The organism is Terasakiispira papahanaumokuakeensis, from assembly GCF_001709345.1.
Classification (GTDB): Bacteria; Pseudomonadota; Gammaproteobacteria; order Pseudomonadales; family Halomonadaceae; genus Terasakiispira; species Terasakiispira papahanaumokuakeensis.
Genome location: NZ_MDTQ01000001.1, coordinates 2,349,131 through 2,374,328 on the forward strand (window position 1 = coordinate 2,349,131; position 25,198 = coordinate 2,374,328).

General features: G+C 50.9%; 17 protein-coding genes and 2 tRNA genes. 5 read left to right on the plus strand and 14 right to left on the minus strand.

Features of this window, described 5'->3' with window-relative positions; all coding sequences use genetic code 11:
* Positions 1-80: 80 nt before the first annotated feature.
* Positions 81-1,982 carry an ATP-binding cassette domain-containing protein gene (locus tag BFW38_RS10240; protein ID WP_068998467.1) on the plus strand — a complete coding sequence of 634 codons (1,902 nt, stop codon included), beginning with the start codon at positions 81-83 and terminating at the stop codon, positions 1,980-1,982.
* Positions 1,983-2,099: 117 nt separating this feature from the next.
* On the opposite strand, the gene sucD is transcribed toward BFW38_RS10240, so the two are convergent.
* The 9 genes from sucD to sdhC form a co-directional block, all read right to left on the minus strand.
* The gene (gene sucD / locus BFW38_RS10245; protein ID WP_068998469.1) at positions 2,100-2,972 is read right to left on the minus strand and encodes a succinate--CoA ligase subunit alpha; all 873 of its coding nucleotides are present in this window, start codon (positions 2,970-2,972) and stop codon (positions 2,100-2,102) included.
* Positions 2,972-4,138: an ADP-forming succinate--CoA ligase subunit beta gene (gene sucC / locus BFW38_RS10250; protein ID WP_068998470.1), complete on the minus strand. Its 1,167-nt coding sequence runs from the start codon at positions 4,136-4,138 to the stop codon at positions 2,972-2,974. The genes sucD and sucC overlap by 1 nt, the downstream gene beginning before the upstream one ends.
* A 216-nt stretch (positions 4,139-4,354) precedes the next feature.
* Complete coding sequence (gene lpdA / locus BFW38_RS10255; RefSeq protein WP_068998473.1) at positions 4,355-5,794, minus strand: dihydrolipoyl dehydrogenase; 1,440 nt, start codon at positions 5,792-5,794, stop codon at positions 4,355-4,357.
* A gap of 168 nt (positions 5,795-5,962) precedes the next feature.
* Entirely contained in the window at positions 5,963-7,192 is a 1,230-nt protein-coding gene (gene odhB / locus BFW38_RS10260) for a 2-oxoglutarate dehydrogenase complex dihydrolipoyllysine-residue succinyltransferase (RefSeq protein ID WP_068998474.1), read from the minus strand.
* A 75-nt stretch (positions 7,193-7,267) separates the two neighbouring features.
* Positions 7,268-10,102: a 2-oxoglutarate dehydrogenase E1 component gene (locus BFW38_RS10265; protein WP_068998476.1), complete on the minus strand. Its 2,835-nt coding sequence runs from the start codon at positions 10,100-10,102 to the stop codon at positions 7,268-7,270.
* A 251-nt stretch (positions 10,103-10,353) separates the two neighbouring features.
* Complete coding sequence (locus BFW38_RS10270) at positions 10,354-11,064, minus strand: succinate dehydrogenase iron-sulfur subunit (RefSeq protein WP_068998478.1); 711 nt, start codon at positions 11,062-11,064, stop codon at positions 10,354-10,356.
* 12 nt (positions 11,065-11,076) lie between these two features.
* Positions 11,077-12,864, minus strand: a complete 1,788-nt coding sequence (gene sdhA / locus BFW38_RS10275; protein ID WP_068998480.1) for a succinate dehydrogenase flavoprotein subunit — start codon at positions 12,862-12,864, stop codon at positions 11,077-11,079.
* A 3-nt stretch (positions 12,865-12,867) separates the two neighbouring features.
* On the minus strand, positions 12,868-13,215 hold the full coding sequence (gene sdhD / locus BFW38_RS10280; protein ID WP_068998482.1) for a succinate dehydrogenase, hydrophobic membrane anchor protein: 348 nt from the start codon (positions 13,213-13,215) through the stop codon (positions 12,868-12,870).
* Positions 13,209-13,586 (minus strand): succinate dehydrogenase, cytochrome b556 subunit, encoded by a 378-nt coding sequence (gene sdhC / locus BFW38_RS10285; protein ID WP_068998483.1) that lies wholly within the window; start codon positions 13,584-13,586, stop codon positions 13,209-13,211. The genes sdhD and sdhC overlap by 7 nt, the downstream gene beginning before the upstream one ends.
* Positions 13,587-13,952: 366 nt before the next feature.
* Here sdhC and gltA point away from each other — a divergent pair, with 366 nt between their 5' ends.
* Positions 13,953-15,233 carry a citrate synthase gene (gltA, locus tag BFW38_RS10290; protein WP_068998485.1) on the plus strand — a complete coding sequence of 427 codons (1,281 nt, stop codon included), beginning with the start codon at positions 13,953-13,955 and terminating at the stop codon, positions 15,231-15,233.
* A 485-nt stretch (positions 15,234-15,718) separates the two neighbouring features.
* Positions 15,719-17,515 carry an HD domain-containing phosphohydrolase gene (locus tag BFW38_RS10295; RefSeq protein ID WP_068998487.1) on the plus strand — a complete coding sequence of 599 codons (1,797 nt, stop codon included), beginning with the start codon at positions 15,719-15,721 and terminating at the stop codon, positions 17,513-17,515.
* Between the two features lie 369 nt (positions 17,516-17,884).
* Here BFW38_RS10295 and BFW38_RS10300 read toward each other — a convergent pair.
* The 3 genes from BFW38_RS10300 to gltX all read right to left on the minus strand — a co-directional run bounded on the left by BFW38_RS10300 (position 17,885) and on the right by gltX (position 19,685).
* Positions 17,885-17,960, minus strand: a tRNA-Glu gene (locus tag BFW38_RS10300).
* Positions 17,961-17,971: 11 nt separating this feature from the next.
* Positions 17,972-18,047 (minus strand) — tRNA-Ala (locus BFW38_RS10305).
* Positions 18,048-18,197: 150 nt separating this feature from the next.
* Complete coding sequence (gene gltX, locus BFW38_RS10310; RefSeq protein WP_068998488.1) at positions 18,198-19,685, minus strand: glutamate--tRNA ligase; 1,488 nt, start codon at positions 19,683-19,685, stop codon at positions 18,198-18,200.
* Positions 19,686-20,128: 443 nt separating this feature from the next.
* Between gltX and cydD the strand changes: the two genes are divergently transcribed.
* Positions 20,129-21,883 carry a thiol reductant ABC exporter subunit CydD gene (cydD, locus tag BFW38_RS10315; protein WP_068998491.1) on the plus strand — a complete coding sequence of 585 codons (1,755 nt, stop codon included), beginning with the start codon at positions 20,129-20,131 and terminating at the stop codon, positions 21,881-21,883.
* Positions 21,880-23,562 (plus strand): thiol reductant ABC exporter subunit CydC, encoded by a 1,683-nt coding sequence (gene cydC, locus BFW38_RS10320; protein ID WP_068998493.1) that lies wholly within the window; start codon positions 21,880-21,882, stop codon positions 23,560-23,562. Before cydD ends, cydC begins: the two co-directional genes overlap by 4 nt.
* A gap of 86 nt (positions 23,563-23,648) precedes the next feature.
* Here cydC and BFW38_RS10325 read toward each other — a convergent pair whose 3' ends face one another.
* Both BFW38_RS10325 and BFW38_RS10330 read right to left on the minus strand, forming a co-directional pair.
* On the minus strand, positions 23,649-24,371 hold the full coding sequence (locus BFW38_RS10325; RefSeq protein ID WP_068998495.1) for an MBL fold metallo-hydrolase: 723 nt from the start codon (positions 24,369-24,371) through the stop codon (positions 23,649-23,651).
* The gene (locus BFW38_RS10330) at positions 24,368-25,171 is read right to left on the minus strand and encodes a class II glutamine amidotransferase (protein ID WP_068998497.1); all 804 of its coding nucleotides are present in this window, start codon (positions 25,169-25,171) and stop codon (positions 24,368-24,370) included. Before BFW38_RS10330 ends, BFW38_RS10325 begins: the two co-directional genes overlap by 4 nt.
* Between the last annotated feature and the right edge of the window lie 27 nt (positions 25,172-25,198).

Genomic DNA, 25,198 nt, shown 5'->3' on the forward strand with positions numbered 1-25,198 from the left:
AACCCCATATTTTGATGGAATGCTCATGCCAGAAGTCTCTGACAGGGTTCTCCAAAGTATTTTTTTCTATTGAGCGATCTATGACTTTAATCCGTTTTGAAAATCTACACCTAGCCTACGGGCCTACGCCCTTACTGAAAGAGGCCGATTTAGTCATTGAAGAAGGTGAAAAGCTGGCATTGCTGGGGCGTAATGGTGCCGGAAAATCCTCTCTGCTAAAGCTCGTCGCTGGTGAAATCCATTCAGATGATGGCCACATCTGGCGCAAACCAGAACTCAAAATCGGCACATTACCGCAAGTACTCCCGGCCGCTGACGAAAGAACCGTCTATCAAGTGGTGGCCGAAGGTTTAGCAGAAGCGGGGGCGTTACTAGAAGAGTTTCATCGCCTCACCCATCAAGCCGAACATGTCGACCTTAAGCGCTTAGAACAGCTACAGCACCAGCTCGAAGCCATTGATGGCTGGAATCTACAGAAGCGTGTCGAGCAAATGCTGAAACGCTTACAGCTGGATGCCAATACCCTGATGGCGAGCTTGTCTGGCGGTTGGCGCCGCCGCGTGGCATTAGCCAAGGCTTTGGTCAGTGAGCCGGATCTATTACTGCTTGATGAGCCGACCAACCATTTAGACATTGACACCATCCAGTGGTTGGAAGAGCAAATCAAACAATTTCCAGGCGCCGTCATGCTGATTACCCACGATCGGGCTTTTATGCAGGCGGTAGCCACACGCATGATTGAATTGGATCTCGGCCAAATCACCAGCTGGGAAGGCCGTTATCTTGAGTTCCTCGACTGGAAACAACACCAGCTCGAAATAGAAGCCAGGCATCAGGCTGAGTTTGATCGCCGATTGGCCCAAGAGGAGACCTGGATCCGTCAGGGCATCAAAGCGCGGAGAACACGGAATGAAGGTCGCGTTCGAGCACTCAAAGCCATGCGTCAGGAAAGGGCGGCCCGCTTAAAACGCCAGGGCAAAGCTGAAATCCAAATCGAAAGTGCGGATCGGTCAGGAAAGCTGGTGGCAGAGCTCACGGATGTGAGCGTCGACTATGGCGAAAAGCCGATTATCCAGCATCTCAATATGAGCGTCATGCGGGGCGATCGAATCGGCCTCCTGGGGCGCAATGGTGCGGGTAAAACAACACTGCTAAAACTCTTGTTAGGCGAGCTTTCGCCCACCAACGGCCAGGTCAAGATTGGAACCAAACTCGAAGTCGCCTATTTCGATCAACTCCGGGCGGGGCTCGATCCCGACAAGAATGTATTGGATAACTTGGCTGAAGGTCGGACCAGCGTCACCATCAATGGTCAGCAAAAGCACGTGATGGGTTACCTACAGGACTTTCTCTTCACACCAGAGCGTGCCCGCCAACCGGTACGTGCTTTATCAGGCGGTGAGCAGAACCGTTTGTTATTGGCTCGCTTATTTGCTCAGCCGTCAAATTTGCTGGTGATGGATGAGCCGACCAACGATCTGGACCTAGAAACCCTGGAGCTGCTCGAAGAGCGCTTAGCCGAATATCCAGGGACTTTGTTATTGGTCAGCCACGACCGTGCCTTTCTCGATAATGTCGTCACCAGTATTGTGGCTTTTGAAGGCCAAGGCAAAATTCGCGAGTATGTCGGTGGTTATGAAGACTGGATTCGTCAAGGCGGTCGATTCCCGGCTTTAAGTGCCCCGCAAAGTGATACGGTGTCAGCGACATCATCTCATCAAGCGAAGGCAGCCGAAACGGCGCCAAGTCGTAAAAAGCTGAGTTATAAATATCAACGAGAGCTTGACCAGCTACCGGCTCAAATTGAGCAGCAGGAAGCCGAAATTGCAGCCCAAGAAGCCATTGTCGGCGACCCAGGCTTCTATAGTCGTCCCACCGAAGAGGTGACCGTAGAACTGGCGAAATTGACTGATCTGCAAAATGCGCTGGAAACCTTGATGGAACGTTGGCTGGAACTAGAAGCGATGACAGAAGGCTCCTAGTAGGACGATAAAAGCACTGCACAAAACAGTCAGTCTATCAGACTAAAAGAAACGGCCACCCGAGGGTGGCCGTTTTGATGTCACTTCAAAGAAGCAACAAACACTCAATCGACTCGCTTACCAGCCTGCTTTTTCTTTCAAAGCAGAACCGATTTCAGCCAAGGAGCGTACAGTTTTCACGCCTGCCGCTTCGAGCGCAGCAAACTTCTCATCGGCTGTCCCTTTACCACCAGAAATGATGGCACCAGCATGGCCCATACGCTTGCCTTTCGGTGCAGTCACACCAGCAATGTAAGAGACAACAGGCTTAGTCACATTGGCTTTGATAAAGGCAGCGGCTTCTTCTTCAGCCGTTCCACCGATTTCACCAATCATGACAATCGCTTCAGTCTGCGGGTCATCCTGGAACATCTGCAGAATGTCGATAAAGTTAGAACCCGGGATGGGGTCACCACCGATACCCACACAAGTGGACTGACCGAAGCCAGCGTCAGTTGTTTGCTTAACGGCTTCGTAAGTCAGTGTACCAGAGCGCGATACGATACCGACTTTACCCGGCTTATGAATGTGGCCCGGCATGATGCCGATTTTACATTCTCCCGGCGTGATCACACCGGGGCAGTTCGGGCCGATCAGTCGAACACCCAGCTCATCACACTTCACTTTACAGTCCAGCATATCCAGTGTCGGAATGCCTTCAGTAATACAAACAATCAGTTTGATACCGCTGTTGGCTGCTTCCAGGATAGAGTCTTTACAAAACGGTGCCGGTACATAGATAACAGAAGCTTCTGCACCCGTAGTCTCAACCGCTTCTTTAACCGTGTTAAAGACTGGCAGCCCCAAGTGAGTTGTGCCGCCTTTACCTGGCGTTACACCACCCACCATCTGAGTACCATAAGCAATCGCTTGCTCAGAGTGGAAAGTCCCTTGGCCACCAGTGAACCCTTGGCAGATGACCTTGGTGTCTTTATTAATCAGGATACTCATTACTTGCCCTCCGCCGCTTTAACAACCTGCTGTGCAGCGTCAGTCAGGCTGGTGGCCGCGATGATATTCAGACCACTGTCTTCGAGTGTTTTAGCACCGAGTTCTGCGTTGTTACCTTCCAGACGTACAACGACCGGAACTTTAACACCGACCTGCTCAACGGCACCGATGATGCCTTCAGCGATCATGTCACAACGCACGATACCCCCGAAGATGTTGACCAGAACGGCCTTAACATTATCGTCAGAGAGGATAATTTTGAACGCTTCAGCCACACGCTCTTTAGTCGCACCGCCACCGACGTCGAGGAAGTTAGCCGGGCTACCACCATGCAGATTGACGATATCCATGGTGCCCATCGCCAGACCAGCGCCATTGACCATGCAGCCAATGTTGCCATCCAGCGCGACATAGTTGAGCTCCCACTCAGCCGCGTGAGCTTCACGCTGATCTTCCTGACTCGGGTCATTCATCGCCTGCAGATCTTTATGGCGATACAGTGCATTGCCATCAACACCTAATTTGGCGTCCAGGCAGTGCAGATTACCTTCGACTGTAATGACCAGCGGGTTAATCTCGATCAGCGCCAGATCTTTATCTTCAAACAACTGGGCCAGGCCCAGGAAGATCTTAGTGAACTGCTTGATCTGCTCTTTGTTCAGGCCCAGTTTGAAGGCCAGCTCACGAGCTTGGTACGGTTGAGCACCCGTCAACGGATCAATAGTCGCCTTGATGATTTTTTCAGGCGTTTCTTCCGCGACTTTCTCAATCTCAACACCACCTTCAGTAGACGCCATAAAGACGATACGACGGGTCGTGCGATCAACCACTGCGCCCAGATACAGTTCCTGAGCAATGTCAGTGCAAGATTCAACCAGGATTTTACTTACCGGCTGACCATTTGCATCAGTCTGATAAGTTACCAGGTTTTTACCCAGCCAGTTTTTGGCGAATTCAGCGGCAGCTTCCGGAGAGTCTACCAGCTTGACACCGCCTGCTTTACCGCGGCCACCGGCGTGGACCTGAGCTTTAACCACCCATTTGTCACCACCGATTTCCTGACATGCTGCGGCAGCGGCTTCCGGGGTATCTACAGCTTGACCTATAGAGACCGGCAGGCCGTAATCGGCGAACAGTTTCTTACCCTGATACTCGTGCAGGTTCATATCGCTATGCCGTTATATTGAACTTATTACAAAATGGAGGCGCCATGATAGCCAATACTGTTGACAGATTAAATCGATCATATGACCACCACTGCTAGCGCGGTGCTCATATGAAGGCGAACCATGTCAGTATTCACTCTCATAAGCCCCTCCCCCTGCAGTCAGTTGAGTGTTTCTTTCTAGAAGCATCAACAACTGACTGCATCCGTAGAAGACTTATTTTCGCTTCTTACGGTTGGCCATGTGAATTGCGTGTCCATCTACAGACAACGCAGCTTCATGCACAGCCTCGGAAAGCGTCGGGTGCGCGAAGCACATCAATGCCAAGTCTTCGGCTGAAGAGCCGAATTCCATAGCGACGACTCCGTTATGAATCATTTCACCCGCATTCTGACCCAGGATGTGCATCCCCAGGATTCGGTCAGTTTCTGCGTGAGCAATGATTTTGACCATACCATCCGTACAGCCATTAGCCATGGCACGACCGATGGCTGAGAAGGGGAAAACGCCCGTTGAAACCGGCACGCCATCCGCCTTGAGTTCTTCTTCCGTTTTACCCACCCACGCCACTTCCGGGAAAGTATAGATGACGTTGGGAATCACATCATAATTCACTTCAGCTTTATGGCCAGCAATGATGTCTGCCACCATGATGCCTTCTTCAGAGGCTTTATGCGCCAGCATCGGCCCACGCACAACATCACCAATCGCGTAAACGCCTGGCACTGAAGTGCGGCAATGATCGTCGACATAAATGAAGCCACGCTCATCCAGAGAGACACCGGCATCATCAGACAGCAGGCTCTGGGTATAAGGACGGCGGCCCACACACACGATCAGCTTATCAAAGGTTTTTTCTTGCTCGCCTTTGGCATCGGTGTATTTAACCGTCACTTCTTTATCTTTGATATCACTGCCTGTTACACGGGCACTCAGCTCAATATTGAGACCCTGTTTACTCAGCAGTTTTTTGGTTTCTTTCGCGATCTGCTGGTCAGCCGTTGCGAGGAAAGAATCCATCGCTTCGAAAACAGTCACTTCAGAACCCAGGCGATTCCAAACAGACCCCAGCTCCAGGCCGATGACACCACCACCAATCACGCCGAGACGCTTAGGCGTTTCTTCAAACTCTAAAGCGCCGGTGGAGTCAACGATAAGACCTTCAGTCAGCGGCGTCGGCGGAATTTCAGCCGGAACAGAACCCGAAGCAATAATAATATTCTCGGCTTCTAAGGTCTGATTGTTGCCATCATGCCCAGTCACTTCGACTTTTTTACCGGACAGTACTTTACCTGTCCCTTCAAAAGCCGTGACCCCATTGGCCTTAAACAACATCGCAATACCGCCGGTCAGCTGGTTAACGATTTTGTCTTTGCGGGCAATCATTTTTTTGACGTCCATTTTGACGTCAGGCGCTTCGATACCGAACTCTTCGAAGTCATCACGCGCTTCGGCGAACTTATGAGAAGCTTCTAGCAGCGCTTTAGAGGGAATACAGCCTACGTTCAAGCAAGTCCCACCGAAAACGGCCTTACCATCCTTATTCAACCACTTCTCGACACACGCAGTTTTAAGGCCCAGTTGAGCGGCTCGAATAGCGGCGACATAACCGCCAGGGCCTGCTCCGATGACGATAACATCAAATTTTTCGGACATGGTCTCTTCCTGTCTGTGCTGTATCAGGATAACGCCTGAAGTGACATCACAAAAACTTCAGGCCATAACAAAATCGCTGTTTCAAATAGGCAGGCTGACAACCACCAGCCTGCCTAGAGTCGGTCGTTACGACGTTAACGCGTTAACATCCTCGACCATTTGGCTCAATTAAACTTCAAGCAGGATGCGAGCCGGATCTTCCAACAGCTCCTTGATAGTGACCAGGAACTGAACCGCATCCTTACCATCAATCATGCGGTGATCATATGACAATGCCAGGTACATCATCGGGCGAATCACAACTTCGCCATTGACCGCCATGGGCCGTTCCTGAATTTTATGCATGCCCAAGATGGCAGTTTGCGGCGGATTCAGGATCGGCGTAGACATCAGAGAACCAAAAACACCACCGTTGGTGATGGTGAAAGTCCCACCCTGCATATCTTCGATGCCGATTTTACCGTCACGGCCGCGTTTACCGAAGTCTGAAATCGTGCTCTCAATACCGGCCAGTGTGAGGGAATCAGTATCGCGTAATACCGGCACCATCAAACCACGCGGTGTAGAGACGGCAACACCGATATCCTGATAACCGTGATACACGATATCAGTCCCATCGATAGAAGCGTTCACATCAGGGAAACGCTTCAGCGCTTCAGTCGCCGCTTTGACGAAGAAGGACATAAAGCCCAGACGAGTACCATTATGGGTCTTCTCAAACAGCTCTTTATACTGTTTACGCAGATCCATAACCGGCTTCATATCCACTTCATTATAAGTGGTCAACATGGCAGCCGTTTGCTGAGCCTGGACCAAACGTTTGGCGATCGTCTGACGCATACGAGACATCGGTACACGTTTTTCTTCACGTGCTCCCGCAACAGGCGCAGCGGCGGCTGGAGCAGCAGGTGCCGGTGAGGCTTTCGGGCCATTTTTGATGGCGTTCTGAACATCTTCTTTCAGAACTCGACCCCCTTTACCGGTGCCCTGAACCTGGCTCAGATCGACATTATTTTCAGCGGCCAATTTCTTCGCTGCCGGGGCAACCAGCTTGTCACCGACTTGAACAGCTTCTTCATCGCTGCTTTCAGTCGCTTCAGCTTTGGCATCAGAAGCGCTTTCGTCTGCAGAAGCATCCGCTTTCGGAGCATCAGCAGTGGCACCTTCTTCAACCGTAGCCAGGACTTGTTCAGACTCAACCACATCATCCTCGTTCACTTTGTGCTCTTTAAGCACACCGTCTACTGGAGACGGGACTTCAAGGACGACTTTATCGGTTTCGATTTCAACAATAATTTCATCACGGCTTACGGCATCACCTGGGTGCTTATGCCAAGTAGCAACAGTACCTTCAGCTACAGACTCAGGGAATGCGGGAGCTTTAATTTCAGTTGACATTGTCAGGACCTATTTTCCGTCATTCTTTGCAATGTTCGGACATACCCGACGTATGCCCGAACTCACCATCTGGGCTTAGACCTCAAACGCTTCGGTCACCAGTTTGTTCTGCTGTTCAGCGTGGACACTCGGATACCCTGATGCAGGTGCAGCCGCAGCCGCACGACTACTCAGTTTGAGGGCATTCGCCAGCTCCGGCTTGATCGCACCCAAAACGTTACGCATGTGATGCTGACTGGAGTACCAGGCCCCTTGGTTCTGAGGCTCTTCCTGGCACCAAACCACACGCTCAAGATTAGGATAACGACGAAGCTCCTGATCCAAGCTTTCTTCAGGGAACGGGTAAAGCTGCTCAATACGGATAATGGCAGTGTCGTCACGTTCAAGTTCTGTGCGCTTATGCATCAGGTCGTAGTAGACCTTACCGCCACACAAAATGACACGTTTGACGTTGCCATCATCCAGTTTGCCCTGATCTGGAATAACCGGCTGGAAAGCACCATCTGCAAGCTCCTCAAGCGTCGATGTTGCATCTTTATGACGCAACAAACTCTTCGGAGACATGACCACCAGCGGTTTACGTAACGGACGGATCACCTGACGACGCAGCAAATGATAAATCTGCGCAGGCGTTGTCGGTGCACACACTTGCATATTGTGTTCGGCACACAGCTGCAAGAAGCGCTCCAGACGAGCAGAAGAGTGCTCTGGCCCCTGCCCTTCAAATCCGTGCGGCAAGAGCAAGGTCAAGCCACACAGGCGGCCCCACTTACTTTCGCCAGAGGAAATAAACTGGTCAATCACGACTTGGGCGCCATTGGCGAAATCACCAAACTGAGCTTCCCAGATGACGAGCGCATTCGGCGTCGTTGTGGCATAGCCGTATTCGAAAGCCAACACCGCCTCTTCGGAGAGGAAGGAGTCATGAATCGTCATGCTCGGTTGGTTTTCTTTCAGGTGCTGCAACGGCACATAGAGGCTGCCATCTTGGTTGTTATGCAGGACTGCATGACGGTGAGAGAAGGTACCACGTCCGACATCTTGCCCTGTAATACGGATCGGGTGACCTTCATCAAGCAAGGTGGCATAAGCCATGGTCTCAGCAAAGCCCCAATTCATGGGCATTGCACCGGCCAACATTTTTTTACGATCATCGTAAATCTTGTTGACCTGACGCTGAAGTTTAAAGCCTTCAGGCGCCTCACACATTTTCTGTGCCAGCTCTTGTAAGCGTTTCAGATCAAAACGCGTATCAGCATGCGCAGTCCACTCATGGCCGAGGTACGGTGTCCAATCAACAAACAAACCTGTATTCGGCTCTTTGACAAGCGCATTAGCCACATGGCGCCCGTTATCCAGCGCATCACGATACTCATCAACCATACGCTTATCATCGGCTTCAGAAATGACGCCTTCATCGATGAGCTTTTGCGTATAGAGTTTACGGGTAGACGCGTGCTTACTGATTTTACTGTACATCAGCGGCTGGGTACCGGAAGGCTCATCCGCTTCGTTATGACCTCGACGACGATAACAAACCAAGTCGATCACAACGTCTTTATGGAATTGCATCCGATAGTCAATCGCCACTTGCGTCACATGCAAGACCGCTTCGGGATCATCACCGTTAACGTGGAAAATCGGTGCCTGAACCATTTTAGCGATATCGGTGCAGTACTCAGACGAACGGGCATCCTCACGCTTCGAAGTGGTAAAGCCCACCTGGTTGTTAATCACGATATGAATCGTACCGCCTGTCTTGTAAGCGCGGGTCTGAGACATCTGGAATGTCTCCATCACCACACCCTGCCCAGAAAAAGCGGCGTCCCCATGAATGGAGATCGGCAGCACTGCGTCGCCTTTGGTATCTTCTCGACGATCCTGGCGAGCACGTACAGACCCCTCGACCACGGGAGAACCAATTTCCAAATGAGAAGGGTTAAAGGCCAAGGCCAAGTGAACCTCTCCACCAGAGGTCATCACATTGGAGCTAAAGCCTTGGTGATATTTCACATCACCAGACCCATGATCAATCATTTTCTTGCCGTCGAACTCATCGAACAACTCAGCTGGGCTTTTCCCCAGAATATTGACCAAGGTGTTCAATCGCCCACGGTGTGCCATACCGATGACAATTTCTTTAATGCCATAGCCACCGGAACGCTGAATGATCTCATCCATCATGGGGATGTAAGATTCCCCACCTTCCAAACCGAAACGCTTAGTCCCCGGATATTTGGAAGCCAGATAGTTTTCTAGCCCTTCCGCCGCGGTCAAACGTTCCAGCAAGTGCTTACGCACTTCTTCGCTGTAATTCGGCTTAGAGCGAACAGACTCAAACCGTTGCTGAAGCCAACGCTTTTCCTCAGTATCGACGATGTGCATAAACTCAGCACCCGTCGTTGAGGTATAGGTCTGGCTAATCGCCTCGTAAATTTCCCTTAAAGTGGCCCGCTCCTTGCCAAGAAACAATGACCCCGTTTGGAACTCGGTATCAAAGTCGCTTTGATCCAACTGATGAAACGCTGGATCCAAGTCCGGAACAGGCTCACGCGCCATCAAGTTCAACGGATCAATGTCAGCACGCTGATGACCGCGGAAGCGGTAAGCATTGATCAACTGAAGGACACGAACCTGCTTTTTCTCTTGCGCATTGTCAGTACTGACGACAGCAGTATGCTGACGCGGCTGGCGAGCAAGTTGGGAAAAATGTTCACGGACGGGGGTAAGGGGCTGATCCTGAGCGGGAGCCCCTTCCGGGCGGGGGAGTGTATTGAAGTAATCGCGCCACTGCTCAGGTACGGAATTTGGATCTACAAGGAATTGCTCATAGAGCTCTTCGATGTAATGGATATTACCTCCGTAGGCATGAGAGGTACTCCATTGGTACTCCATGCTGCCTTCTTGCATCTGATATCACCCTGCATGAAGGGGAGTTTATCTGCTGTGACCGACGAGTCGCACCGTTGATGCAACCCGGCTTCCCCTGAACTGCACAGATAAACGGGGGAAACCCTAATCCCCTGATGGTTGCTAAATTGGCCGAAGCCGGTGCGTATGCACCGGCTTCGGCCATCTATTGTATCCGACTTTATAGAAAACTACAGGTCCGAATACAAGATTGGTCATATCGAATTGACCATACTGCTAATGACGCACCATTAGGTCGCATTCGACAATAGCATATCACGAATATGGCCAATGGCTCGCGTCGGATTAAGACCTTTGGGGCATACCGCAACACAGTTCATGATACCGCGACAACGGAACACACTGAAAGGATCGTCCAAGTCGGACAAACGCTCGCGTGTTGACGTATCGCGAGAGTCTGCCAAGAACCGATAAGCCTGAAGTAGACCTGACGGGCCCACAAACTTGTCCGGGTTCCACCAGAACGAAGGACAAGAAGTCGAACAGCAAGCGCACAAGATGCACTCATAAAGGCCATCCAACTTATCGCGATCTTCTGGGCTTTGCAGCCGCTCAATCGAAGGCTCAGGTTGATCATTGATCAAGAAAGGTTTGATTCGTTCGTACTGTTTATAGAACAGTGACAAATCAACCACCAGATCACGAATCACGGGCAAACCCGGCAGCGGCCGCAAAACAAGGCGATCACCTTGAACAACCTCTGACAGTGCGGTAATACAGCCCAGGCCATTTTTACCGTTCATGTTCATCCCATCAGAGCCACAAACGCCCTCACGGCAAGAACGACGGTAAGCCAATGAATTATCTTGCTCTTTCATCATACTCAGGACATCCAACACCATCACATCGCGCCCTTTGGTGTCGATTTCAAAATCCTGCATATAAGGAGCAGAGTCAGTTTCCGGGTTATAGCGATAAACGGAGACCTTGAGCATTGTCATCGTCATCTCCTCTTAATAAGTCCGCACTTTCGGCACGAAGTGCTTTAATAGATCTTCCGTCAGCAGCTTAGGTGTCATATTGACATCACGTTTTTCCAGAGTTTTTGTACTCGGAATATACAGTGAATGCTTGAGCCAACGGGAGTCGTCACGGTCAGGATAGTCATTACGGCTGTGAGCTCCACGACTCTCATCACGAGAATCGGCAGAAATCGCAGTAGCTTCAGCCACTTCCAGCAGGTTATCGAGCTCTAATGCTTCAACACGACCGGTATTGAATGCATGGCTCTTATCTTCCAAGTGAGCATTGGCAATCCGCTCGCGCAGATCCTTCAGTTGCTCAATCCCTTTCTCCATGTACGGGCCATCACGGAACACACCGAAATAGTTCTGCATACACTGCTGCAACTCTGTACGCAGCGCCGGTACAGATTCACCAGAAGAAGATTCATTCCAGCGATTCAAGCGTTTCATGGACTGTTCAATATCAGATTCAGCGGCTTCATCATATTCAATACCTTGATCAAGCGCCTGTTCAATATACTGACCTGCTGCACGGCCAAAGACCACCAGATCCAGCAGAGAGTTGCCACCCAGTCGGTTCGCACCATGAACAGAAACACAAGCGGCTTCACCACAGGCAAACAAACCATTGACGATCTGATCATTACCATTGCTATCACGCGTAATAGCCTGGCCATGAATATTGGTTGGAATCCCCCCCATCATATAGTGACAGGTCGGCACCACTGGAATCGGCGCCTTAACCGGGTCCACGTGAGCAAATGTCTGAGACAGCTCACAAATCCCCGGCAGGCGTTTATGCAGTACATCTTCACCCAGGTGATCCATTTTCAGGAAGACATGGTCACCATTTTCACCACAGCCACGGCCTTCAAGGATTTCCAGCACCATAGAGCGGGCGACAACGTCACGACCGGCCAGATCTTTGGCATTCGGTGCATAACGCTCCATGAAGCGCTCACCATCTTTATTGACCAGGTAACCGCCTTCACCACGACAGCCTTCAGTAACCAGCACACCCGCACCGTGAATACCGGTGGGGTGGAACTGCCACATTTCCATGTCCTGCATGGGGAAGCCAGCCCGCAGAGCCATCCCAATCCCGTCACCGGTATTGATCAACGCATTGGTGGTAGACGCATAAATACGACCCGCACCACCGGTCGCCAAGACCGTTGCTTTTGATTTGACGAAGACCACTTCACCCGTTTCGATGCTCATAGCAATGACGCCGACGACATCATTTTTGGCATTTTTCACTAGGTCAATGGCATACCACTCATTTAAGAAAGTGGTTTCATGCTTCACATTGTTCTGATAAAGCGTATGAAGCAAAGCGTGACCGGTACGGTCAGCGGCTGCACAGGTACGGGCAGCCTGCCCCCCTTTACCAAACTCTTTGGATTGGCCACCAAAAGGACGCTGATAAATACGACCGTTATCTAAACGAGAGAACGGCAGCCCCATATGCTCCAATTCAAAGACCGCTTTAGGCCCTTCAGAACACATGTACTCAATGGCATCCTGGTCACCGATATAGTCCGACCCTTTAACCGTGTCGTACATGTGCCAGCGCCAATCATCATTGGGATCGGTTGATGCAATGGCGCAAGTAATCCCACCCTGAGCGGAAACCGTATGCGAACGCGTGGGGAACACTTTAGAAATTACCGCTGTGCGTCGACCTGACTGGGCCAACTGCAAGGCAGCGCGTAAACCAGAACCACCACCACCAACGATGATGGCATCAAAACTCATTGTACGCAGTGCAGCCATGGATCACGCTCCCCAAAGAACTTGTACGCCCCAAACCACAAAGGCAAACAGGGCTAAAATAACGAAAGATTGGAAAATCAGACGGACGCCTGTTGCTTTCATATAGTCAGTCGATACCGTCCACAGACCAATCCAAGCGTGGGCAGCCACAGAAATCAGGGTCAGCATAGTGAAGATACGCATCCAGGTCTGCTGGAAGAGGGCATGCCAAGCGCTGTAGCTCAAATCGGAAACCGATAAGAAATAGCCCACCATAAAAAGAACATAGACCAACATAATGACAGCACTGGCGCGCTGCATTAACCAGTCCGATAGGCCGCTACGGCCAAAATTGGTGATATTAGTTACCATACCCAGACTCCTGCCAGAACCACCAGAACAATGGAAATTGCAATAGAGGCTTTCGCCATCTGCTGCCCACCTTCCAAGGTCACGCCAATATCTAAATCCATAATCAAATGCTTAACCCCAGCAACGCAGTGGTAGCCGAGTGCGGACAAAAGCCCCCACAACACAAACTTAGCGAAAAAGTTATGCTGCAAAGCATCTTTAACGGCAGCGAAGCCTTCTGGTGAGGACAAGGATTTATCCCAAGCCCAAAACAAAAAGAACAAACCGATAAAGAGAATGACGCCAGTCACGCGGTGCGTAATGGACGTAAGCGCGGGTAATGGAAACTTGATCGTTGATAGATCGAGGTTTACAGGTCGTTTGCTATTCACGGCTCACACACTCTTCTTGCTGTCACCGGGTATCGGCTCCAGCGGTGGTTGGAGATAGTGCAGTGCCCCATTGACCAGACATATACAATCCCTGGACAACATGTCACTCCAATGATTGCGCGGGACCAAGATTATAGAGGGAGGGTGCCTGCAACCGCAATGCGCATTGTCGACATTTTGGAGATAACACTGCTCGAAGTGGGTTAATTCCACCCATCTTATTTTTCGCGTGCTACTATTTTACTCAATAATGTCATCCTTTCCTTAGTCTTTTTGCGTAATTGACATTGAGCGACAGGATTCTATAGTGCACGACTTGGGAAAGGGCATAGCAAGTGTAAAAGAACACAAATTAAGGAGGCCTGCATGGCTGACAAAAAAGCGCTGCTCACCGTCGAGGGGCTAGACCAGCCAATCGAACTGCCGATTCTCTCCGGCAACGACGGTCCGGACGTTATCGACGTCCGAGGGCTTGGCGCCAATGGCCTGTTTACCTATGACCCGGGTTTCATGGCGACAGCATCCTGCGAGTCAGAAATCACATACATTGATGGCGCAAACGGCATTCTCCTGCACCGCGGCTACCCTATTGAACAATTAGCAGAAAACTCTGATTATATCGAGCTCTGCTACTTACTTCTGTATGGCGAAGTCCCAACGCCGGCACAACGGGAAAAGTTTGAAAGCACCATCACACGCCATACGATGGTTCATGAACAGCTCACACGCTTTTACTCCGGCTTCCGCCGAGACGCTCACCCCATGGCCGTCATGTGTGGTGTTGTCGGTGCACTTTCCGCCTTTTATCACGACTCACTCGACATCACTAACGCGCATGACCGCGAAGTGTCAGCATTCCGCCTCATTGCCAAGTTACCGACGATTGCCGCCATGTGTCACAAGTACAACATTGGCCAGCCTTTCGTCTTTCCGCGCAATGACCTAAATTACGCTGAAAACTTCCTTCACATGATGTTTGCAACTCCCTGTGAAGACTATAAGGTCAACCCCGTATTCGCTAAGGCGATGGATCGCATCTTCATGCTCCATGCCGATCACGAGCAAAATGCCTCAACCTCGACCGTACGACTGGCAGGCTCAACCGGCGCCAATCCGTTTGCCTGTATCGCGGCAGGCATTGCGGCACTTTGGGGACCGGCACATGGCGGCGCGAATGAAGCCGTGCTCAATATGCTAGATGAAATTGGCGACGAATCACGCATCGAAGAATTCGTCGACCGCGCTAAAGATAAAGATGATCCATTCAAGCTGATGGGCTTTGGTCACCGGGTTTATCGCAACTTTGATCCACGCGCTAGAGTGATGAAAAAAACCTGTGATGAAGTCCTCACAGAGCTAGGCATGGAAAACGATCCACAACTGCGCATTGCCAAACGCCTTGAGCAAATTGCTTTGGAAGACGATTACTTCAAAGAACGTAAGCTCTACCCGAATGTTGATTTCTATTCGGGTATCATTCTGAAAGCGATAGGCATTCCAACCAATATGTTTACGGTTATTTTTGCCATGAGCCGAACTATTGGCTGGATTTCCCACTGGAATGAAATGATCAGCAGCCCCTATAAAATTGGTCGTCCTCGCCAACTCTATAAGGGCTACACCAAACGCGATTATCCAACCAAATAACGCCCTCTCCTCAAGAGGGAAATTATTGCCCTTACTCAAAGGCTGCCCTCAAAGGCAGCCTTTTTTAATGGCTCGAGCGTCCGTAAGCACCATTCCCCGCGCCTGCCACCCACTGATAAACGTCAGATCTCAGCGACACTTCACGCCACAAAACGTTAGCAGATGTCAAAGCCGTTCACGAAAGAAGTAACAAACTTATGTGATTAGGTAAAATAGACCAGACAACAATTGCCATTTTGGCCTTCAAAGGTTAATTAGTCTGTTGCTTTACAGTGCGCACTGCTTAAACAACATACTGTGCTCATCACACTATTTGATCATCACGTATTTGTTTAAACAATGCATGCGCTCAAGCAGTGCTTTTAGCTCACCAGTGTTCTAGCTTATAAAAGTTAAAGCTTAATCTCTGGCATAGCCGTAGGGTCGGCCTATCTACCGCCTCAATCGCACTGAGCGCAGTTGCCAATGTTCATCAAGGATTCAACGTGAGCAGTCAAGAAGCCTCTTTAGACAATGCCCCTGCGAACCAGGGACAGTTACTCACCACTCCGGAAAGTATTTTTCGACTGCTTCGGCGTCTTCAGGATAGCCGCTCGCCTTTAACCCTTTCATTTTCAGCGGTTGAAGGCCACTACACCAGCTATGTCGTCCAGACGAACTTCAAAGAGCGCTACATCATCCTAGATGAGGTCAAGCCTGACTGGGGCGACCGTCTCATGACCCGCGGCACCCCTTTCTCATTCGAAGCGTTCCACGATGGCTGCCGAATGGAAAGCAGTGAAATCAAAGCCTTGGCCCGCGGCAACCGAGATGGCGACACCATCTACAAAGTCTCATTTCCAGACAGTATTGATTACCTTCAGCGCCGCCGATTCTTCCGTGCTTCAGTACGTCAATCGCTAGAAATCGAGATGCATCTAAAAAGCGACAACGAAGTCTACCAAGGCCTGCTTAGAGACCTCTCAGCCCAAGGGTGCCAAATCGAATTAGCCGGAGATTGGAGAGCGTTTTTACTACCAGACACCCAATTTGATCAATGCGATATCATTTTCCCTAATGGCCAAGTGATCAACATCAGCCTGGAAGTGAAACACGTCGCTTACAACGATAAGCAAAAGATCAGCTCGATCGGCTGCCAGTTCACCAGACTCACGGCGATGCACGACCGTAAAATTTCATTTGTGGTGGCCGAACTCCAACGCGACAACGCCCGCTTCTCTTCCAGCAACGCCATCGCCACCGGACTTTCTGCTCTATTCACCCCAAAAGAAGATGAAGAAACACAGCAAAAAGAAGCTGAAGCGGCTGCCAAAGCTGAGAAACAGGCACGCAAGGCTCGCTTCGAACAGCTGACAGAAGAAATGGCGCAGGTCGACATTCAGCAAACCCACGAACACGCCGTTAATGCCGTAAAATCGCTTGTCGCTCGCCTCAAAGCCAAGCAGCCACTCCCTATTCAAGAGGCTTGGCAAGCCAGCCAGGCATTAAGACAAGCCTGGAAGCAAGACCGACAACAACTGCTGTTACTGACACGCATACGCTCACCCGAGAACTATCTGTATGAGCACTCGGTCAGTGTCGGATTGCTGCTCGCAGACCAGCTCTCAACACCCGAGAATACAGAAGAGGCCGAAAGACTCATTTTCAGCGGCCTGTGCCACGACCTAGGCAAAGGCCTTATTCCAGAGCGTATTCTGGGTAAAGCGGGTAAGCTCACCGCCAATGAAGCTAAAGTCATGCACAAGCACGCACTGGTCACCCGAGAACTACTGTCCCGCCAGCAAGACATGCCTGAAGAAGCCCTACTCATTTGTACCCAAAACTGTGAGCGATTAGATGGCAGCGGCCATCCGGAAGGTCTTCAGGGTGAACAAATCAGTGCGTTGGGGCGCATGGCCGCAATCATTGATGTTTTTGATGCGATGACCAATGCGCGTAGCTACCGCGGCAGCCTGGTCCCCGCTCTGGCCTATAAGCGCCTACTTCAAGCCAAAGAACACTTTGATCCTCGATTGACTCAAAAGCTGATTAAGCGACAAGGACTCTTTCCAATTGGGTCAATGGTGCGCTTATCCGGCGGCTACCTGGCTTTTGTGAAGCGCCTTGATGCCCAGCAAAAGCCGGAAACATTACGTTTGGTCTATAACGTCAAAGAACTGATGCCTACACCCACGGAAGATTTGCAGGTGCACGAAATGGATGCCGAATATGGCACAATTGAAGGGCCTGATTCTCCCGGGCGATACCATCTATCCAACCACGTACTGCTCGGTCAACCCTGACCAACAATCGGTTGTCCACATCTTCTGTGGACAACTTCGTGGACAACCTCATATTTCACCGCTCAACCCTACAAGTTCAGGCGCCCCGCTTAGATTGGTCAAAAAATGATCAGAAAATAAAAGCCAAATATTTTCATAGCGTTACAGCCCTATAAACAGGGAAGATAAGCCCTATATCAAGGAAAAAAACAAGGAGTTGCGAGCAGATAAATGTGGATAATCCTGTTGACAATCGAATATTATCCTAGTCAACAACCTAGACAATATTGAGCCACAGAATGCTATTCAGTCGGAAAGAAGTGCACTGATCAGTCGTCGTCGAAGAGGTGATCAGCATCAAGCATGAAGACACGATAAAGCGGAAAGAAATGGCGTCCCATAGGGGGTTCGAACCCCTGTTACCGCCGTGAAAGGGCGGTGTCCTAGGCCACTAGACGAATGGGACGTATCAAGAATTGGTGGAGCCTAGCGGGATCGAACCGCTGACCTCAACACTGCCAGTGTTGCGCTCTCCCAGCTGAGCTAAGGCCCCACACTGTCTCTGAAAGACGGGGCGTATAATACGTAGATCACGCCCCTTGGTCAAGCTTAAAAAACGAGTTTTAGAATACTTTTTTTAACAACCGTCATCGGATCACTCAAGCACCAAGCCTGAATCGAAACTCAGCATTTATTTCAGCATTTATTGTGGCAATGCTTGATAGGCTTTCTCCAGCTTTTTCATTTGCTTCTTGGAGACACCACCTAAGACCTCAATGGCATGACGCAAACGTGAGCGCGTCATGTCAGCACCGATAATGTCCATTGAGTCCAAGACTGACGAAGAAGTCGACGCTCCGGTAATGGCAATAAAGACAGGCTGTAGGAAGCTCTTCATTTTAAGCTCAAATACATCGGCCAACGTTTTGACTTCTTCTAGAATCCGCTCCTTACGCCAATCCCTAAGGGCTTCTAAGCGCCACAACAAGAACTGAAGTAAGCGCACCAGCTCATCATGTTCTAATTTCACTTCAGCAAAGTCATCTGCCGTAATATTCGGCATACCGCTAAAGAAGAAAGAAGCCATGGGTGCGACATCGGAGAACTTTTCAACGCGAGGGCGAATCTGCGGCAGAATGCGCGAAACATAATCCTTATTGAAGGCCCACTCCATCAAGGCTTTCAGAAATGCTTCATCATCCAAGTCTTCTCGAATATAGAGCCCATTGAGCCAATTCAGTTTTTCCAGATCAAAGACAGGCCCTCCCAGCGAGACACGCTGAATATCAAAATGCGCCACCATCTCATCCAGAGAAAACTTCTCGCGCTCATCCGGCATAGACCAACCCATACGGCCCAGGTAATTTAAGACCGCTTCGGGCAGATAACCCATACGCTTATAAAAAGTGATCGAGGTGGGATTCTTCCGTTTAGATAACTTGGATTTATCCGCATTACGCAGCAAAGGCATATGGCAGAGCTGGGGCATCTCCCAACCAAAATACTCATAAAGCAACTTATGCTTAGGCGCTGAGTTGATCCACTCCTCGCCTCGCATCACATGGGTAATCCCCATTAGGTGATCATCGACCACATTCGCCAAATGATAAGTCGGCATGCCATCAGACTTGAGCAAAATCTGGGCATCGACCATGCCCCAATCCAGCTCAATCTTGCCTCGCAACATATCATCCACTTCACACGCGCCCGCTTCATCAGGCACGATCATCCGCACCACATAAGGCATCCCTTCTTTTTCGCGGCGAGCAATTTCGTCTTCCGGCAATTTCAAATCAGCCGGCTTAAGCGCCGTAAACTGGCCTGCTGCTTGACGTGCCTGGCGAAGCTCATCGAGCTCTGCCGGCGTCCGATAACACTTAAACGCGTGCCCTTTATCCAGCAGCTGCTGAACATAATCGCCATACAGGTGTTGGCGCTCACTCTGGCGGTAAGGCCCATGCGGCCCACCCACATCAGGCCCCTCGCTCCATTCAAGCCCAAGCCAGCGCAAAGAATCCAAGATCATCTGCTCGGAATCGGCAGTGGAGCGCACCTGATCCGTATCTTCGATACGCAAAATAAACTCACCACCATGCTGGCGGGCGAAACAATAGTTAAATAAGGCAATATAAGCAGTTCCCACATGCGGGTCGCCAGTGGGGGATGGTGCAATTCGCGTACGGACAGTCATGGAAGATCCTGTTAGTCAACACAGAAAGAAAACAAAGCCCGCATCAGTAAAAGCGGGTGGGTCGCATCTGATACTCAAACCGTATAAAGCTCAAGCGGTAATCATAAGTCTATTATATCGAGCCCTTTACCCGATATGCGACCCCGATCAATAGCGTTGATCATTCACATGGCCAATCGATCACACGCTTATCTCTAAACAATTCATCTCCGGTACCACATCACAAGGCGCTAAAACTGCGACAAATTGACCCATGTCACCTCCCAGGAATCCCTGTAGACTCAAATGCTGTGGCAGTCTGATCAATACAGAAAATCTATTCCTTAAGCTGTGGGTTGCGCGAGGGCGGCTCAGTCACTCGGTCGGTCCGTTTTGATCCCAACAACAATCCAGCGTATTGTGCTGCCAGTGATTTTTCTTGCTGTCAGAGTACCTAATTGCTTATGACTGAATCGACTGTTTCAGACTCCAATACAGAGGCGCCTGACGGCACCTCCAAACCTCCCTTCAATGCTCGCCGCTGGCTAAATCAGCTGGCTCGCCAAGAAAAGCGATGGCAGCGGATCACCTTGCAACTGGCCGCACTCCAAGGTGCCGCCATTATTGCTCAAGCGGCATTACTGGCTCAGCTCTTTCATGGGCTAATTATCGAGCACCAGTCGCTCCGTGATATGACCATGATTTACTGGACCCTGCCGATCGTCATCATTATTCGCGTCCTGCTCAACTGGGCACGCGAGATGGCCGGAACGCGGAGTTCCATCAATATCCGCCAAAGCCTACGCACTCAGCTGCTAGAAAGGCTAGCCCTATTAGGGCCTGTCTGGCGCCAACAACATCAAGGGGGCGCACTGGTCTCTCAGTTGCTGGAACAAGTTGAAGCACTGGATGGCTATATCGCACGCTATCGACCCCAGCAATGGCTGGCGGCCATTATTCCGTGCATGATTCTACTGGCCGTCTTTCCTGTGAGCTGGGCCGCCGGGCTGATATTACTCGGCACAGCGCCCTTGATCCCACTGTTTATGGCACTGGTGGGCCTCAAGGCTAAACAACGACAGGAAGAGCAGCATCGTAACTTGGCCCGAATGAGCGGTCATTTTCTTGATCAGTTACGCGGCTTACCCACGCTCCAACTCTTTAATGCCCATTACCAGCAAGCCGGCATCATTCAAGCCGTCGCGGAACACTTCAGACAAGGTACGATGCGCGTGCTGCGCTTGGCATTTTTATCCTCAACCGTACTAGAGTTTTTCACTGCCGTATCGATCGCACTCAGTGCGGTTTATCTGGGGTTTAGTTTTTTAGGACATCTCAACTTCGGCCTATATGGCGACCACCCCACGCTTGTGGTCGGCTTTTTTATTCTTCTCCTGGCACCAGAGTTTTACTTACCGCTCAGAGAGCTAGGTATTCACTACCATGCCAAAGCTGAAGCCGAAGGTGCCGCTGAGTTGCTTCACCCATGGTTGGATACAGCCTCCCCCAGCGTCGCAGGAGGTCGTCAAATACTTGAGTCAGCCCCTTACCATGTACAATTTCAACGCATTCATTATCGCCACCATCCAGAGGTTCCTCTCATTGAGGGCGTGACACTGGATTTACCGGCTCAACAAGTCATCGCCATTACGGGCACCAGTGGCAGCGGAAAGACCACCTTGCTGCGACTATTATCTGGACAACTTGCACCTTCTAGCGGATACGTGAGTATTAATAATGTCCGCCTCACCGAACTTGCCCAGCCTCAATGGCGTGAGCAGTTAGGCTGGATGAGCCAGCACCCTCATTTATTGGCAGCCACACTGCGCGAGAACCTGCTCTTATCCGCCCCAGAGAGCACCGATGACGCCCTTCAACAGGCGCTTGACGACGCCGGATTAAGGGGCTGGTTTGCCGAACTGCCAGAGGGGCTGGACACACAATTAGGAGATAGCGGACGCCCGGTTTCTGGCGGTCAACTCAGACGAATCGCCTTAGCGAGACTACTACTGCGTAATGCCCCTATTTGGCTGCTGGATGAACCCACTGCGAGTCTTGATGATGAAACCGAGCAGCGGATTATTCATTGCTTAGCGCGAGCCATTCGCGGCCGCACCGTATTGCTACTGACCCACCGCGAAGCTCCTTTAACGCTCGCCAGCCAAATCTACACGCTACAAGACGGGCAACTGCAATCATGTCAGAAGGATAAGGAATGATCGCTCTCTATCGTGTATTTACACCTTACCTGAAGCTGATGAAACCGCACTTAGGTTGGTTACTGGTCGGCGCCTTACTCACCCTCACAACACTTATTGCGGGTCTGGGGCTGCTAGCGCTTTCCGGCGGTTTTTTGACGGCCACTGCCATTGCCGGGCTATCAGCAGCCACAGCACAAAATTTCAATTTTTTTCAGCCTGCTGCCGGTGTCCGCTTTTTTGCCATGCTGAGAACGGGTAGCCGCTGGGGCGAAAGGGTAACCACACATGAGGCGACTTTTCGCATTCTTGCAGCCTTGCGCGTGTGGTTATTTGAACACTTGGCACCGCTGTCTCCTCAACAGTTGCAACGCCACCATAGTGGCGAGCTTTTAAACCGTCTGACGCGCGATATTGATGCTTTAGACAACCTTTATCTTCGGCTGCTATTACCTGTCGGTGCGGCCATACTACTGCTCGGCTTCATGGCGATCTGGTTAGGTAGATACCAAATCAGCCTGCTTTACCCGATCGTCGGACTCGCCATCATTGGCCTTGCGATTTTACCGCGTGCCGCCTGGTTAACTGGACGCCGTATCGCGCCTCAACTGCAACAGCAACGTCAGCACTTAAGAGTGACCTTGTTAGAACTGGTGGATGGTTTAGAAGAGCTGAGCCTGACGCCCAAACAATGGCAGCGCTATTGGCAACAAGCAGTGGATCAAAGTGAGCAATGGTTGACCCTTCAATGGCAGCTGGAATGGCGTGCAGGTTTACTACGAGCGTTGATGGGCATGAGTAGCGGGCTCGCCATGTGGGTTGCGATTGGATTGATGGCCGATGGACCACTAGAAGGGCCTTGGGTTGCCGCTATTGCGCTATTACTGCTGGGGACTGGCGAAATGTTGCAAGGCCTCCCCATGGCTTGGCAACAACTACCAGGCACGGCGGCGGCTGCACAAGGCCTGACTCAGCTTGCGGCTCAAGCACCTCTGATTCAGTTCCCGTCGCCCGAGCAGGCTCAGCAACCCAAAGATGCAAGCCTCAAACTACACCAGCTCACCTTTACCCATAGCAGCGGTGTTTCATTGCTTTCGGGCATTAATCTTGACTTACCCGCGGGGAGCCATTGCTTGATCCAAGGACCCAGTGGAGGCGGCAAGTCCACATTATGCGATTTACTCACGCGAAGACTGGACTATGCTCAAGGTGATATTACGGTGGGCGGTGTCTCACTATCGGCGCTGGATGAGCACACATTACGACAGACTATCGCCTACACGCCCCAATCGCCTTATCTCTTCACCCATACGCTAGCGGAGAACTTAAGGTTAGCCTCACCTAATAGCAGTGATGAGCAACTTTGGCAGATACTGGAAACGGTGGGATTATCCGACGCAGTGCGACAATGGCCCGATGGCCTCAATACCTGGATTGATGAAGCGGGCAGCAGCTTATCGGGCGGCCAAAGGCATCGTTTGGGCATCGCACGCGCTTTATTGGTTGAAGCCCCTATCACGATTTTGGATGAGCCCAGTGAAGGGTTGGACATTGAAGGAGAGCGGGCACTCATTCAAACGTTAACGGCGCAATTAAAAGGACGCACCTTAATTTGGGTCAGCCATCGAGAGACTGGGTTGAGCTATTTTTCACACCGTGCGCTTTTGAAGGATGGGCAATTAGCGCTCTTCAGCTCATAGACGGATCGGCACCATAGCGCAAGCCAACGCATAGGCTAGGCTCGCTCCTGACAGCTTCGATCATGTCCATGTTAGACGGGCATCAATCAATTGAGATAAAGCCCATCTTCACTTAATGCCACGTTAGGATAAGCCTGAATACGCTCAATGATCATGGGGATATGCTCGTCAAAGCAGTGATATAGCCATAAACGAGGCAGGCTCAAACGTTCTGCTAGCGCGAGGGATTGCTCAAGATCACCATGGCTCTCACTGGGCGTTAGCATCGCACACTCTAAAAAGGCATGATCTACGCCCGGCATTAGAGCTTCACTCGCTGGCGTAGGTCGACCATCGCCACTATAAAACAGACGTTGTCCGTCTAATTCAATCCGAATCGCTCGGTTAGGCATGGCGTGAATCGTCGGCGCCGTCGAAACCTGCCAATGTCGCCAAATGAAATGGTCTTGCGTATCCAACCATTGAATATCGAAACAACAACGCTCATCTGGCCAACAGGCCAAAGCCACCAATGAGTTCAACAGGGGCCGCTGAGCCGACTGACACACAATCGTTAACGGCTTATCCCGCCCAAAACTATGCCATTGATTCAATAAAGCGGGCAGCCCCGCACAATGATCAGGGTGAATATGAGTGAAATAAATCACATCGAGTTCATTAATGCCTAAACCGCGTCGCCAAAGCGCGCGTGGAATGGTCGGCCCACAGTCAATCAACCACTGCTCCCCGCGCTGACTTTCCACACGTATTGACGACGTATTACGCGCTAATGAAAAGGCACTGCCTGAGCCGATGACTTCAATGTTCATATCACACCCAGGCCAGCAGAACGGCGTCGTCCCATCACTTCACCCTCTTGAAAAATCACTAATTCCCCAGCTTCAAAAGGCGTCCAAGCCTCATTAGTCGTCAAAGGTTGCGTCGCGACCACCGTCACCACATCATGCTCAGTCGTGCAGCCGCTGAAGTCGATCGTCATCTCCATGTCCATGAGTCGGGCTTCACCAAAAGGGGCTCGACGCGTGATATGGACCAACTTAGTGCTACAAAATCCGTACAGATACTGGGCATCTGACAGTAGCATGTTGAATACACCCATCTGGCGCAATTGCTCACAACACTGATGAATCAAGTCCCAAAGCTGACGTGGCTCCTTGGGTGGTTCAGGGAATGCCTGGCGAATTTGATCCAAAAGCCAGCAGAAGGCATGCTCACTATCGGTCGTCCCGGTGGGATGATAAAGACCCAGAGGCAGAGTGGTCGCAAAAGACTGATCCAGCTGTCCATTATGCGCATAACTCCAATGCCGTCCCCATAGTTCACGGGAAAAAGGGTGGGTATTGCCCAGATTGACAGCGCCGACATTGGCTTGGCGAATATGACTGATCACAATACGGCTCTTGATGGGATAGTCACAAATCAAGCGTGCAATGGGCGATTCGATCGACGGATGAGGATCGCGAAACTCGCGATAACCATCATCCTCGTAAAAGGCAATGCCCCAACCATCACGATGAGGACCCGTCGCGCCCCCTCGACGCAAAAAGCCCGCCACACTAAAACATAAATCGGTAGGCACATTGGCACTCATTCCCAATAATTCACACACCTTAGCCTCCTTATCCAGCATAAAACG